The organism is Nocardiopsis suaedae, assembly GCF_027706745.1.
Classification (GTDB): domain Bacteria; phylum Actinomycetota; class Actinomycetes; order Streptosporangiales; family Streptosporangiaceae; genus Nocardiopsis_A; species Nocardiopsis_A suaedae.
Genome location: NZ_JAQFWP010000042.1, coordinates 1 through 13,869, shown reverse-complemented (window position 1 = coordinate 13,869; position 13,869 = coordinate 1). Strand labels below are relative to the sequence as shown.

12 protein-coding genes are annotated in these 13,869 nt (G+C 75.5%); 7 read left to right on the top strand and 5 right to left on the bottom strand.

The features are described 5' to 3' along the window. Nucleotide 1: 1 nt before the first annotated feature. The 3 genes from O4U47_RS20250 to O4U47_RS20240 are packed head-to-tail and all read right to left on the bottom strand — an operon-like array spanning nt 2 to nt 3,051. Entirely contained in the window at nt 2-1,351 is a 1,350-nt protein-coding gene (locus tag O4U47_RS20250; protein ID WP_270679486.1) for a hypothetical protein, read from the bottom strand. Further along, on the bottom strand, nt 1,348-2,259 hold the full coding sequence (locus O4U47_RS20245; protein ID WP_270679485.1) for a cytochrome c biogenesis CcdA family protein: 912 nt from the start codon (nt 2,257-2,259) through the stop codon (nt 1,348-1,350). The genes O4U47_RS20250 and O4U47_RS20245 overlap by 4 nt, the downstream gene beginning before the upstream one ends. Before the next feature lie 3 nt (nt 2,260-2,262). After that, nucleotides 2,263-3,051 (bottom strand): DsbA family protein, encoded by a 789-nt coding sequence (locus O4U47_RS20240; RefSeq protein WP_270679484.1) that lies wholly within the window; start codon nt 3,049-3,051, stop codon nt 2,263-2,265. Between the two features lie 136 nt (nt 3,052-3,187). Between O4U47_RS20240 and O4U47_RS20235 the strand changes: the two genes are divergently transcribed. Continuing rightward, nucleotides 3,188-3,643, top strand: coding sequence for a hypothetical protein (locus tag O4U47_RS20235; RefSeq protein WP_270679483.1), 456 nt, complete (start codon nt 3,188-3,190; stop codon nt 3,641-3,643). A gap of 117 nt (nt 3,644-3,760) precedes the next feature. After that, on the top strand, nt 3,761-4,249 hold the full coding sequence (locus tag O4U47_RS20230; protein ID WP_270679482.1) for a MaoC family dehydratase: 489 nt from the start codon (nt 3,761-3,763) through the stop codon (nt 4,247-4,249). Between the two features lie 594 nt (nt 4,250-4,843). On the opposite strand, the gene O4U47_RS20225 is transcribed toward O4U47_RS20230, so the two are convergent. Together O4U47_RS20225 and O4U47_RS20220 are read right to left on the bottom strand one after the other, a co-directional pair. Next, nucleotides 4,844-5,704, bottom strand: a complete 861-nt coding sequence (locus O4U47_RS20225; RefSeq protein WP_270679481.1) for a hypothetical protein — start codon at nt 5,702-5,704, stop codon at nt 4,844-4,846. 108 nt (nt 5,705-5,812) lie between these two features. Further along, nucleotides 5,813-6,844: a TauD/TfdA family dioxygenase gene (locus O4U47_RS20220; RefSeq protein ID WP_270679480.1), complete on the bottom strand. Its 1,032-nt coding sequence runs from the start codon at nt 6,842-6,844 to the stop codon at nt 5,813-5,815. 191 nt (nt 6,845-7,035) lie between these two features. On the opposite strand from O4U47_RS20220, the gene O4U47_RS20215 reads away from it, so the two are divergent. Genes O4U47_RS20215 through O4U47_RS20195 form a run of 5 tightly spaced genes read left to right on the top strand, consistent with a single transcriptional unit; the run spans nt 7,036 to nt 13,194 of the window. Continuing rightward, nucleotides 7,036-8,565, top strand: a complete 1,530-nt coding sequence (locus tag O4U47_RS20215) for an ABC transporter substrate-binding protein (protein WP_270679479.1) — start codon at nt 7,036-7,038, stop codon at nt 8,563-8,565. A gap of 3 nt (nt 8,566-8,568) precedes the next feature. After that, complete coding sequence (locus O4U47_RS20210; protein ID WP_270679478.1) at nt 8,569-9,699, top strand: P1 family peptidase; 1,131 nt, start codon at nt 8,569-8,571, stop codon at nt 9,697-9,699. Then, the gene (locus tag O4U47_RS20205; protein WP_270679477.1) at nt 9,696-10,643 is read left to right on the top strand and encodes an ABC transporter permease; all 948 of its coding nucleotides are present in this window, start codon (nt 9,696-9,698) and stop codon (nt 10,641-10,643) included. Before O4U47_RS20210 ends, O4U47_RS20205 begins: the two co-directional genes overlap by 4 nt. A gap of 35 nt (nt 10,644-10,678) precedes the next feature. Beyond that, complete coding sequence (locus O4U47_RS20200) at nt 10,679-11,506, top strand: ABC transporter permease (RefSeq protein WP_270679476.1); 828 nt, start codon at nt 10,679-10,681, stop codon at nt 11,504-11,506. After that, nucleotides 11,503-13,194 carry a dipeptide ABC transporter ATP-binding protein gene (locus tag O4U47_RS20195; RefSeq protein WP_270679475.1) on the top strand — a complete coding sequence of 564 codons (1,692 nt, stop codon included), beginning with the start codon at nt 11,503-11,505 and terminating at the stop codon, nt 13,192-13,194. The genes O4U47_RS20200 and O4U47_RS20195 overlap by 4 nt, the downstream gene beginning before the upstream one ends. Nucleotides 13,195-13,869: the final 675 nt, after the last annotated feature.

The window sequence follows — 13,869 nt, the reverse complement described above, 5'->3', positions numbered from 1 at the left end:
TCTACGGTCCAGGGTGCGTCATCGGCGGAGTGCCTCGCGCACTCGGGAGCGCGGCGAAGGCGTCGCCCATGCCCTCTGAGGCGATCGGGAGCAGCACCGGGCCGTCGGGCGCCGCCGCGACGGGGGCGGGCCACTCCCCTGCCCCCATGGTGTCGCCGCTGCGCATGTCCACGGCCCGCGTCCCCGGTGGCCGCCCGCCCTGGGTGTCGCCTGTCGTGTCCTCGTCTCCCGGATTCCCGGTCGACAGGTACAGCACCCCGTCGACGATCGCTTCGGTGCGGTCTCCGGGTACGGCGTCCTGCCGCCAGAGCCGCCGCGGGGCGCCGGTGCCCGCTTCGAGGCCGACCACGGTCCCGCCTCCGTCCAGGGCCGTCCCGGAGGCGACGGCCTCCCCGCCCTGCGTGCCGACGAGGCGCGGTTCCTCTTCGGGCCCGAACGCGGCCAGTCTCTGGCCGGTGCGGAGGTCGTGCACGGTGTACGCGACGACCGCGCTTGTGCCGCCCCCGTTCGTGCCCTCCTCGCTCCATGACACGACGGTCGCCGCGCTCGCGTCGGTCTCCGGGCGCGGCCCGGGGCCGGGCTTCGCACCGGACGCATCGTTGGGCGGGGACAGGTCCGCGCCGTTCCACAGCTCCCGGCCGGTGGCCGTGTCCAGCGCGCGCAGGCGCCCGTCCCGCTCGGTGAGCAGGGCCCCCTGGTATTCGTGCAGGACCGTGGCGCCCCCGTCCTCGGACTCGTGCACGGCCATTGCTCCCGTGGACGGGTCCACCGCCGCCTTTGGGCCGGACGCCCCGCCCATCACCGATCCGGCCGTGGCGCCGAAGACGAGCCCCGGGCCGACGAGCGTGCCGGGCACCTCGACCGGCCCCCAGGCCAGGGTCCCCTCGTCGGGGCGGTAGGCGGCGGCCGTGGTGCGGGTGGCGAGCCCTCCTCCCTTGGGGTCGGCGTCGCTGTCCAGCACCACGACCAGGTCGCCGCCGTCGGCGTCCCGGGTGGCCGCGAACGCGGTGCAGCTCGGGTTCCGGGCGAGCGACCAGCGGGTGGCGCCGTCGGGGCCGACGCCGAGGAAGGCCAGGTCGCCGCCGGACTCCTCGGGCATGACCAGCCCCACGAAGCCGTCGCCGACCGCTTTGGGCGGCGCGGAGAAGGGGGCCGCCCACACGGCCTCGGACTCCAGGGCGGGCGGGACTCCGGCGGCCGGGACCGCCGGAGCGGGGCTCGGCGGGTCGTCGCGCACCACGGCGTCGGCGGTCTCCCTGGGCTCCGGTCCGGTGCAGGCGGTGAGCAGGAGCAGGGCGGCCGCCCCGGCCGCCGGGGCCGCGGCCCTCCGGGGGTCGGGGAACCGGGTCACCGGTCCGCCTCTCCTCCGCGGGCTCCGGCCGGGGCCGCCTCCTCTTCCTCGGCGCGTTCCCCGGCGTGTTCCCCGTCGCGGCGCGCCTTCCGGTTCCTCCGTGCCCGAACGGCGGCCACCGCCAGCAGCGCGACGGCCGCCGCGCCGAGGACCAGCAGGTCGCTCCACTCGCCCAGCGCCGTCAGCGGCTGCTGGATCCGGTAGGCGAGGTCCTCCAGGGAGCCGACGCCGGGCAGGGCGCCCATCGACGCCGTGCCGTCGTAGACGAGGAACAGCACGCCGATGGCGATGAAGATCAGCCCGGACACCAGGCTGTTGGTGTGCAGCCGCAGCCGCCCGACGGTCACCCCCCGCCCGCGCAGCCAGGTCCGGCGGCCCAGGTCGAAGCGGTCCCACAGCAGCGCCAGCAGGAACAGCGGCAGGGCCATGCCCAGCGCGTAGGCGGCGAGCAGCAGCCCGCCGCGCACGGCCCCTCCGGTGGCGGCGACGGTGAGCACCGCGCCCAGGATCGGTCCGGAGCAGAATCCGGCGAGGCCGTAGACCGCCCCCAGCCCGTAGACCGACAGGGCCCCGGTGCGCCCGGACAGGCGGGCCTGCAGCCGCACGAGCGGGCCGACGGCCACGCCCAGGCCGAGGATCTGCGCGGCCCCCATGGCGATGACCGACCACCCGGCCACGGCCACCAGCAGTTCCCGGTTGCCGTAGAAGAACCCGGCGACGGCGGCGGATCCGGCGCCCAGCGGGACCAGGGTGGTGCACAGCCCGGCGTAGAAGACGGCGGTGCGCCCGAGCAGCCCGGCGGGGTTGCCGAAGGCGTAGGCGAAGAACGACGGGAGGAGCAGTGCGCTGCACGGGCTGAGCAGGGCGAGCAGGCCGCCGAGCAGGGCGGCGAGGTAGCCGACGTCCACCGGTCAGCCCTCCCCGTCCGATGCGTCCGCCCCGCCCCCGGCGTCGGCCAGGGCCTGGTCGATGGTCTGCGTGAACACATCGAGCGGCTGTGCGCCGATGACGGGCTTCCCGTTGACGAGGAAGGCGGGGGTGCCGGTCACCCCGATGCCGCGCCCTTCGGCGAAGTCCGCCTCGACCTCGTCCGCGAGGTCCTGGCGCTCCAGGTCCTCGGCGAAGGTGTCGGCGTCCAGGCCGATGTCCTCGGCGATGGCGGCCAGCTCCCCGCCGACGGCCTCGGGGGCGGTGCCCTCCAGGTCGTCGTGGGCGGCGTAGACGGCCTCGTGGTAGTCCCAGAACGCGCCCTGTTCGGCGGCGGCGCGGGCGCCGACGGCCATGGTGCGGGAGGTCTCGCCCTTGTAGGGGAACTCGCGCCACTCGATGCGCAGGTCGCCCGGTTCGACGTAGCGGTCGACCAGTTCGGGCTGGGTGTTCTCGACCCATTTGGCGCAGAACGGGCATTGGAAGTCGGAGTAGGCGATGAGGACGACGGGCGCGTCGGGGTCGCCGAGGGCGGTCGGGTCGTCGGCGTCGCGGCGGGCCAGGGACTCGCCCATCTCGCGCAGGCCGTCGGAGGTCCCGGCGGCGTCCGGGGCCCCCGCCCCGCCGGAGGCGGAGGACCCGGCGGCCTCCTCGCCGCCCCCGGTGAGGCGGACCGCGACGCCGACCGCGATCACCACCACGACGGCGGCGCTGAGCAGCAGCGGCCAGAGCGCTCCGGGCTCCCGCTGGGCGGCGGGCTTCTCGCGCGGCATGGTTCTCCCTTCGGCGGCACGTTCTTCTATGCACAATAGAAGAATCTCTATGCTACATAGAATTCAGTGGCCCTCCGCCCGCCCCCGCGGACGGTGGGCCTGTGATCCCGGTCCCGAACAGAGGAGGACGCGCCCGATGCGCCATTGGACGGGCAGGCAGTGGCTCACGGCCGCCGCGGGCACCGCGGCGGCACTGGTCGTGCTGGGGGTGCCGGCCGTGCTGATCCCCAACGGCCTGTTCACCCGGGAGATCGACCCGACGTGGTGGTCCTATCCGGTGTGGGCGGCCACCTCGGTGCTGTCGGGGCTGCTGCTGGCCACCTACGTGCGAACGGGGCCGCGGGACCGGGCCCCCGCCGACGCCCCCGGGCCGGGCCGCACCGGGCTGGGCGGCACCGTGCTGTCCTGGTTCGCGATCGGCTGCCCGGTGTGCAACAAGCTGGTGCTGTCGGCCTTGGGCACGTCCGGGGCGCTGACCTGGTTCGCCCCGCTGCAGCCCGTCCTGGCGGCCGTGGGGCCGGTGCTCCTGGCCGCCGCCCTGCGCTCCCGGCTGCGCGCACAGAGGGCGTGCAGGGTCGGCGCTCCGGCGTGATCCACGGGGAGCAGGACCGCCTCGCGCGGTGTTCGTCCAGGCCCCTACGCTGACCGTGTGCGCGTCCCGCATGGGCAGGACCCGCATCACGCGCATCGGAGGAGGCGAGGAGGCACGGTGACCGCAGACCCCGGCGACCACGCGCCCGCCGTCCCGCACCGGGAGCGGTACCTGGAGGATTACCCGGTCGGCGAGACCGCCGAGTTCGGGAGGGCGACCGTGGTCGAGGACGAGATCATCGCCTTCGCCGAGCGGTTCGACCCGCAGTCCTTCCACCTGGACCCGGCCGGCGCCCAGGACGGCCCCTTCGGCGGGCTCATCGCGAGCGGGTGGCACACCGCCTCGCTCATGATGCGGCTGTACGCCGAGGGCTACCTCTCCCCCAGGGCGAGCCTGGGCGGCCCCGGCGTCGACGAGCTGCGCTGGACCGAGCCGGTGCGGCCGGGCGACACCCTGACCCTGCGCACAGAGGTCCTGGAGGCCCGGAAGTCCTCCTCCAAACCCGACCGGGGCCTACTCCGCACCCGGGTGGAGCTGTTCAACCAGCGCGACCGGAAGGTCTTCCACGCCGTCGTCCTCAACATCCTGCGCACCCGCCCGGAATGACCGTCGCGCGGCCGTCAGGCCTCCCAGGCGATCGCTCGGATCCCCGGTTTCCGGTCGAGGATGTGAACGGGGTCGAGGATGCGGTCGGTCGGTGCCGCATAGAGGCCGTCATCCCCCTCCTCGTTCTGCTCCACGTATGCCATCCACGTCCCGTCACCTGAGAACGCCACGCCGCCCATGTCGTTGTAAGGGCGCGCGAACAGTTCTCGCGTCGCCGAACCGCCGCGGGCCACCGACCAGCCGCGCGGTGTGGACTGCTCGTTACTCGCGTACTCGACCGTTGCGACGAACAGCCACGGGCGGCCGCCGGAGAGGAGAGAGCGGCAAGGGGGACCACCACGGCCAGCGCGCCCATAAGGGCCGCCGCGCGGAGCGTTCGGGGATGGCGGAATTTCGGCCCAGGTCCGGTCCTCCCAACGGGATCGCGGCGTTCCCCGTGGAAACGCCGCAAGGCACGTACGAGGGGAAGGACGCACCCCCGCACCCGCCGTTGGCCCCGTGTCCCGCTCCGGCCCCGCCCGTCCGCATCCGGTCCAGGGGGGTGACGCGCCACCGGCCCCCTCTGTGCGAGGGCGGCCGACGGCGCCCTCCGGCTCAGTCCAGGACCGCCCTGGCCGTGGCGTGGCGGTCCTCCCGTGCCGTGCGGATGTGCAGGTCCACACCCTCAGGGGTCGGCTCGCCGCAGGCCATCACCTGTTCTCCGGCGTAGACCGGCCTGCGCAGGCGGTAGGAGTAGGAGCGCACCGCCCGCTCCGGGGCGTTGCGCCGGACGACGTCGAGCATCAGCAGGGCCAGCAGCGGCCCGTGGACCAGCAGCCCGGGGTGGTTCGCCTCCTCCACGGTGTAGGGCAGGTCGTAGTGGATCCGGTGGGGGTTCGCCGTCAGCGCGCTCACCTGGAACAGCAGGACCGGATCGGTGTGCAGGGCCAGCGACCACCGGCCGTTCGCGGCCGGGGCCTCCTCCGGCCCGCAGGGCCGCACACCGGGCGCGGGGGCACGACCCGAGCGGTACACGATGTCCTGCTCCTCCACCGCGCACCGGCGCCCGTGCTGGCGCAGCTCGCGGCGCTCGGTGACGAAGAGCAGGTCCCCGCTCCCGCCCCGTTTGGGCTCCACCGCCGCCAGACTGCTGACGCACTCCGCCGGTTCGCCGAGCACCAGCGGCGCGTCGACGGTGAGCCGTCCGCCGGCGAACATCCGGTGCCGGTCCGGGATCGGGGGCAGCAGGCGCCCGTCCTCCTGGTGGCCGTCCTCGCCCAGCTCCGAGCGGCGCGGCCAGTGCAGGAAATAGAACCAGTGCCACAGCGGCGGAAGCGGGTCCCCCGCCCGGGCCACCGGCGCGGGCTCGTCCAGGACGGCGGACGCGGCCGCCGCGGGCGCCGCGGGCATGGGGTCCCGAACGGTGGCGGGCTCGGGGGCCCACGCCCCCACGAAGCCCTGGAGTCCGGAGTTCATCGTGTCCTCGCTGGATCGGAACGGCGGGTCGGAACGATCATGCCGGGTTCCGGAGGCCGGTGGGAAGGAGAAGGCCCGCGTGCCCGGGGCGCATGCGGCGCACCGCGTTCACGGACCGGGCGTGCCGACCGCGGGCATGCCGAAGCGGAAGCGGGCGAAGCCGTCGGGCAGCTCGCGTGCGTGCGGGGTGTTGAGCCACAGCCGCAGCAGGTCGCGCACCTGTCCCGGTGCGTCCTCGTAGGCGGTGCGCCCGTGCACGACGACGTTGTTGTTGAGGAGCTGCAGGTCTCCAGGCCGCAGGTGCATGTCGACGCGCAGCTCGTCGCTTCCGGCCGCCTCCTCGAACAGGTCCAGCGCCCGCCGCTGCAGCGGGCTGAGCGGCACGCCCGTCTTCTCCGCCGCCGACTCGATGTAGGCGCGGTGGTAGTACCGGCAGCTCAGCCTGCCGCCGAAGTAGCCGAAGACGGCGTTGCGGTAGTAGGGCACCTCCCCGTCGGCCTCCTCGCCCCGGCGGTCGTAGACGAACCCCGAGTAGTACAGGCCCAGCAGCTCCCGGTGGTGTTCCAGCAGGCGGTTGTGCACACTGGCGGAGCTGGCCAGGGTGCTCAGCCCGCCGTCGGCCGAGTTCTGCAGCACCAGCAGCCCGACCACGTCGGCGCTGTCGGTGTGGAAGGGCAGAGCCTCGCGGGTCTGGTAGGCCCGCAGCCGCGGGTCGGACAGGCCGCCGCGCCCGTAGTCGGTGACGTGGGCGACCAGGTCGCCGGAGGCGTTCTGGGAGACCGGGCGGCCCATGTGCAGGGCGATGCCCATGGCCAGCAGGGTGGCCTCGTCCGTGGTCAGGCGGTGCACGGGGAACCCGCGCAGGACGGTGAACCCGCGCCCGTACTCCAGTTCGCGCACGGCGTCCGCCAGCGGCCCCGAGAGGGCGGGGAAGGCGAAGTCATCGCGGGTCAGCTCCGCCGGGGGCACGCGGTCCCGGCCGGTGCGGCGCAGGCGCTCCAAGGCCGCACCGATCTCCTCGGCGTGCTCGTCGCCGAGGCGGACCTGCCAGTCCTCCTCGGAGCGGAAGTCGGACCGCCGCCAGGCGCACGGTTCGTCCACGCGCTCCAGGCAGACCGCGGATTCGTCGGTTGTCGGCATGCCGCACCGCCTCCGGACCCGATGGCACCGGCCATGGTAACCGTGCGCCACCGGGCCGTTCCAGATCCGGCGCCCGGCCCGTTGCGGCCACCGCCGCCGCACCGTGTTGGGCCCCCTCCGGAGGCGTCCGCGCGGAGCGGCGCGGGTACCCCTTGTGGGGATCGGCCCCGCCGGACGACACCGGAGAGAGGATGCGCGCGCTGGAACCGCCCCGCCCCCACGGCCTTGCGGCCACCACCCGCGCCCTCGCCGCAGCGGCGGCCGCCCTCCTGGTGGTGACGGGGTGCGGCGCACCCGACGACGGCGGGGACGGGGACCAGGTGCGCGTGGGGCTCGTCGCCGAGCCCGCGTCGCTCGACTTCACCTCCAATGACGGGGCGGCGATCCCCCAGGCGATGCTGAGCAACGTCTACGAAGGGCTGGTGGAGCTCGACGAGGAGGGGGAGGTCCGGCCGCTGCTCGCGGAGGACTACGAGCGCTCGGAGGACGGCCGCACCTACACCTTCCGGCTGCGCGAAGGGGTGCGCTTCAGCGACGGGGCCGAGTTCACCGCCGAGGACGCCGTGTTCTCCATCGAGCGGGTCAAGGAGGAGTGGACCATCGGCCTGGCCGACCGGATGGACGTCGTCCAGGAGGCGACCGCCACCGACGCGCACACTCTGGAGGTGCGGCTGGAGCACCCCAGCAACGGGTGGCTGTACGCGATGGCCAGCCGCATCGGGGCGATGTTCAGCCGCACCGGGGTGGACGACCTGGCGACCGACCCGGTCGGCACCGGCCCCTACACCCTCGACACATGGGAGCGCGGCGACCGGCTGACCCTCCAGCGCAACCCGGACTACTGGGGCGAGGCGCCGCAGGTGCCCACGGTGGTGTTCCGGTACTTCCAGGACCCGGGCGCCATGAACAGGACCATGCTCGCCGGGGGCCTCGACGCCATCCCCAACCTCCAGGAGCCCGAGGAGCTGGGCGGCTTCACCCCCGACGGCGGGTTTCGGGTCGCCGAGGGCACCACGCACGGCGAAGTGGTGCTGGCGATGAACAACGACGAGCCGCCGCTGGACGACGTGCGGGTGCGGCGGGCCGTGCGCCACGCGATCGACCGCGAGGCGCTGCTGGAGACCGCCTGGGGCGGGCACGGCACCCTCATCGGGTCGATGGTGCCGCCGCTCGACCCCTGGTACGAGGACCTCACCGGCGTCCACCCCTACGACCCCGACCGCGCCCGCGGCCTGGTGGAAGAGGCCGGGGCCGGCGGCGAGACGCTGCGTCTGCGCGTGCCCAACCTGCCGTACGCGGTCAACTCCGCCCAGGTGGTGCAGTCCGAGGTGGAGAAGACCGGGATGGACGTGGAGATCGAGTCCCTGGAGTTCCCCGCGCGCTGGTTGGAGGAGGTGCACGGCGCCGGCGACTACGACATGTCGATCATCGCCCACGTGGAGCCCCGCGACCTGCACCTGTTCGCCGACCCGGACTACTACTTCCACTACGGCGGCGAGGAGTTCGCCTCCCTGCTGGAGGAGGCCGACCGCGGCTCCCCCGAGGAGCAGGTGGCCAAGACCCGCGAGGCGGCGCGGGTGCTGTCGGAGGACGCGGCGGCCGACTGGCTGTTCCTCATGCCCAACCTCACGGTGGCCCGCGAAGGCCTGGCCGGGCTGCCGCGCGACCAGGTCGGGGAGGCGTTCACCGCCAAGACGCTGCGCTGGGAGGAAGAGGGGTAGCCGATGGTCCGGGGTCAGCGCACCGGTCCGGCCAACGCGATCACCGACGTGGCCGGGGTGCGCGTCGGGCACGCGCACCGCACCGGAGGCGGGTGGCGGACCGGCGCCACCGTGGTGCTCGCGCCCCCCGAGGGCGCGGTGGGCGGCGTGGACGTGCGCGGTGCGGCGCCGGGCACCCGCGAGACCGACCTGCTCGACCCGCGCAACCTGGTGGAGCGGGTGCACGCGGTGGTGCTGAGCGGCGGGTCGGCGTTCGGACTGGACGCGGCGGGAGGGGTGGTGCACCGGCTCGCCGACGCCGGGGTGGGGCTGCCGGTGGGCGGGCCGGGCGAGTGCGTGCCGATCGTGCCCGCGGCGGTCCTGTTCGACCTGAAGCGGGGCGGGGAGTTCCGCGCCGTTCCCGACGCGGCGATGGGCGCGGCCGCCTATGACGACGCCGTGGCCGCGCCGGAGGGTCGGCCCCCGGCGGCGGGGGCGGTCGGCGCGGGGACGGGCGCGGTGGTCGGCGGGCTGGCCGGGGGCATCGGGTCGGCGAGCGCGGTGCTGCCGGACGGCACCGTGGTCGGCGCCCTTGTCGCGGTGAACGGCGCCGGGAGCGCGGTCGCGCCCGGGACCGGGGAGGTGTACGGGGCGCAGGAGCCGCTCGGCGGGGAGTTCGGCGGACTGCGCACCCCCTCGGCCGAGGAGGTCGCGGCCTGGGGAGGGCCGGCCGAGGTGCGGCTCGCGGCGGAGAACACCACCATCGGCGTGGTCGCCACCGGCCTCGGGCTGTCCAAGGCGCAGGCCTCCAAGCTGGCGTCGGCCGCCCACGACGGCCTGGGGCGGGCGGTGCGGCCGTCGCACACCATGGTCGACGGGGACACGGTGTTCGCGCTGTCGACCGGTTCCACCGGCGCGGGCCCGGCGGAGCTGGAGGCCTTCCAGCAGGTGCTGGGCGCGGCCCCGGAGGTGTTCGCCCGCGCGATCGCCCATGCCGTCCTGGCCGCCGAAGGCGGCCCGCACGCCCGGTCGTACCGGTCGGTGTTCCCGTCGGCGTTCCCCGGCGGCGGGGGCAGTGGGCCGGGCGGCGAGAGCGGGGGGCCGGGCGGCGAGGCCGGTGGGCCGGGCGGCGGAGGCGGCGGCGGGACCGCGTGATCGGCCACGCCCTGCGCGCCGCCGGGTGGCTGGCCGCGAGCCTCGCCCTGGCCAGCGTCGCCGTGTTCGCGTGCCTGCAGCTCCTTCCGGGCGACCCGGCGCGGGTGGCACTGGGGCTGAACGCCGACCCGGCCGCGCTGGCCGAGCTGCGCTCGCGCTACGGCCTGGACCGCCCGGCGGCGGTGCGCTACCTGGACTGGGCGGCCGGGCTGCCGCGCGGCGACTTCGGTACCTCCCACGTGACCGGGCTGGAGGTGGCCCCACAGATCGCCGAGCGGGCCGGGGTGACGTTCTGGCTGGTGCTGGGTGCCCTGGTGGTGGCGGTCGCGGTGGCGCTGCCCGCGGGGACGGCGGCCGCGGCGGCGCGCGGGCGGCCCCTGGCCGGGGCGGTCGCGGTGCTCAGCCAGCTCGGGGTGGCCGTGCCGGCGTTCCTCCTGGGGACGCTGCTGACCTATGCGCTGGCGGTGCGGGCCGGGTGGCTTCCGGCCACCGGGTACACCGCGCTCGGCGCCGACCCGGGGGAATGGGCGCGGCGGATGGTGATGCCGTGGCTGTCGCTGGGGCTGGTCCAGGGGGCGGTGCTCACCCGTTTCACCCGGTCGGCGTTCCTGCGGGTGCTCGGGGAGGACTATGTGCGCACGGCCCGCGCCAAGGGGGTGGGGCGTGCGGGGGTGCTGCTCCGGCACGGGCTGCCCAACGCGGGGGTGGCGCTGCTGACCGTCATCGGGCTGCAGATCGGCACACTCCTGGCGGGCACGGTGGTGGTGGAGCGGGTGTTCGTCGTGCCGGGGCTGGGCGACCTGCTGCTGCGCGGGGTGTCGGACCGCGACCTGGTCCTGGTGCAGGGCGTGGTGGTGGTGATGGTTGCGGTGGTGCTGGCCGTCAGCGCCCTCAGCGACCTGCTGTACAAGGTGATCGACCCGCGGCTGAGGAGCGCGCGGTGAGGCCGGTGCGGCCCCGCCGGGCACCGCGGAGGGCGGTGCCGCCCCGGCGGACGGGCGCGGCGTCGCTGGCGGCCGGCGGGGTGCTGGTCGGAGCGGTCGTCGCCACCGCGCTGCTGTCGCTGGTGTGGACGCCGCACCCGCCCGAGGCGGTCGACACCGGGGCGGCGCTGCTGCCGCCCGGCGGGGAGCACCCGCTGGGCACCGACCGGTTCGGGCGGGACGTGCTCAGCCGGATCATGGCCGGGGCGCGGGTCACCCTGCAGGCGGGGGTGAGCGCGGTGGTGATCGCGGCGGCGGTGGGCGTCCCGCTGGGGATCGCGGCGGCGATGGCGCCGACGTGGCTGTCCCGGCTGGTGCTGCGCGCCAACGACCTGGTGCTGGCGTTCCCGGCGCTACTGCTGTGCATCATGCTCAGCGCGGTCTACGGCGGGAGCACCCTGACGGCGATGGCGGCCATCGGCGTCGCCACGGTGCCGCTGTTCGCGCGGCTGGCGCGGGCGGCGGCGCTGCCGGTGCTGGCGAGCGAGTACACGGCGGCGGCCCGGGCCGCCGGGCGGGGGCGGGTGGCCGTGGCGGTGCGCCACGTGCTGCCCAACATCGCCGACGTGCTCATCGTGCAGGCGTCGGTGGCGTTCGCCATCGCGATCCTGGCCGAGGCCGCCCTGTCCTACCTGGGACTGGGCACCCAGCCGCCGACGCCGTCGTGGGGGCGCATGCTGCAGGAGGCGCAAGGGCTGTTGTCGTCGGCGCCGCTGCTGTCGCTGTGGCCGGGGCTGGCGGTCGCCGTCGCGGTGCTCGGCTTCAACCTGGTCGGGGACGGGCTGCGGGACCTGCTGGACGCCGGAGGGGCGCGGGAGGGGTGAGCCCGGTGCTGGAGGTCGAGGGGCTGCGGGTGCGGCGCGGCGGGACCGAGCTGGTGCGCGGGGTGGACCTGCGCTTGGAGGCGGGGGCCTTCCTCGGGCTGGTCGGGGCGAGCGGAGCGGGGAAGTCGCTGACCGCGCTGGCGGTGGCGGGGCTGCTGGACGACGGGCTGGAGGCGGCGGGCAGCGTGCGCCTGGCGGGGGTCGGCCACGACCTGGTGGGGGCGCCCGAGCGGGCGATGCGGGCGGTACGGGGGCGGCGGATCGGCATGGTGTTCCAGGAGCCGATGGCGGCGCTGAACCCGCTGCACCGGGTGGGGACCCAGGTGGCCGAGGCGGTGCGGGTGCACGCCGACCGGCTGGGGCGGGCCGAGGCGCGGGAGAGGGCGGTGGGGCTGCTGGGGCGGATGGGGCTGCCCCGGCCCGAACGACTGGCGCGGGCCTACCCGCACCAGTTGTCGGGCGGCCAGCGGCAGCGGGTGGTGCTGGCCATGGCGGTGGCCGACGACCCGGCGCTGCTGGTGTGCGACGAGCCCGCGACCGCGCTCGACGCCACGGTACGGCGGCGGGTGCTGGACCTGATCGGGCAGGCGGCGCGCGAGCGCGGTGCGGCGGTGCTGTACATCAGCCACGACCTGAGGGAGGTGGCGCGGCTGTGCGACCGGGTGGCGGTGATGGACCGGGGCGCGGTGGTGGAGTCGGGGCCCACCGCGCGGGTGTTGGAGGAGCCGCGGCATGAGGCGGCGCGGACGCTGGTCCGCGCGGCGGCGCCGCGCCCGTCTCCGTCGTCCTCTCCGTCCTCCTCCCTCGCGGACTCCTCCTCCGTCGCCCGCCATCCTCCTACCTCTCCGTCTACTCCTCCCTCTCCCACTCCCCCTGTCTCCCCTGCTCCCCCTCCCGCCCACGCACCTCCCCCGCCGGTCATTCGCGCCGAGGGGCTGACCCGCCGGTTCCGTGTCCCGGGGAGCGGGGTGCTGCCGTGGGGCGGGGCGCTGACGGCGCTCGACGCGGTGGACCTGGAGGTGCCCGAAGGGGCGGGGTTCGGTGTGGTCGGCGAGTCGGGGGCGGGCAAGTCGACGCTGGTGCGGCTGCTGGCGGGCCTGGACCGGGCGACGGCCGGGACGCTGGAGGTGGCGGGGGTGCGCGTCGACGGGGCGAGCGAGCGGGGGCTGCGCCCGCTGCGCAGGGCGGTGCAGGTGGTCTACCAGGACCCGCAGGGGTCGCTGGACCCGCGGATGCGGGTCGGGGACATCGTGGCCGAGCCCTTGGTGGGCGCGGGGGTTCCCCGGCAGGAGCGTGCGGCACGGGTGGCCGGGGTGCTGGAGTCGGTGGGGCTGTCCCCGCAGGACGCACGGCGGCGGCCGCGCCACTTCTCCGGGGGCCAGCGCCAGCGGATCGCGATCGCGCGGGCACTGGCACCGCGGCCACGGGTGCTGCTGGCGGACGAGCCGGTGAGCGCACTGGACATGTCGGTGCGCGGGCAGATCATGGACCTGCTGCTGAAGCTGGCCGCGAGCGAGGGGCTGACCTTGGTGATCGTGTCGCACGACCTGGAGGTGGTGCGGGCGCTGTGCAGCCGGGTGGCGATCATGAGACAGGGGAGGATCGTGGAGCAGGGCCTGGTCGAGCGGGTGTGGAAGCACCCGGAGCACGAATACACAAGGGAGCTGCTGGAGGCGTCCCGCCTGTAGTGCGGCGGAACGTCCGAGGACGGAGAACCTCGAGAGCGGTGACGGGAACGGCGCCGGGAGCGGCGACAGAAGCGGTGACGGGAACGGCGCCGGAGGGCGACAGAAGCGGTGACGGGAACGGCGCCGGAGGGCGACAGCCTGCACCGTTGTCGGCCTCCGGGTGGGTGCGTGGTCGCCGTGTTTGGCAGCGACGGCATGAGCGGGGCGGTTCCCCGGACCTGCCTGCCGAGCGGCGGGTTCCTCGCGGTCCGGGTGGTCAGGCGGCTCGGCCGGTACCCCGCTGACGGACCCCGGCCGGGCGACGGGCCACCGGGGTGCGAGGTCGAAGGCGGCGACGACGAAGGTCGGCACCCCTACCTGCAACGCTGTCGGCCGCACGGCGCGTGCGTGGTCACCGGGATGGGCGGCAACGGCCGAAGCCGGGCGGTTCCCTAACCCCGCTTGCCGGCCGGCAGGCCCCTCGCGGTGCGGGTGGGCGGCGCGGCCAGGAACGTGAGGCTTGTTCGCGTTCGTGGCGGCCGCCGGGCCTGCGCCCCGCTCCTCCAGGGGCGAGGGGCGCCAAGATCCGTCCGGCGGCCGGCCCACGGGGCATAGTCTCAACCACCGTGCAGCCCTCACCGGAGAACCTCCCGCATGGTGAGACGAACCGGCCGGGGTTCGCGCTCTCCGACACCC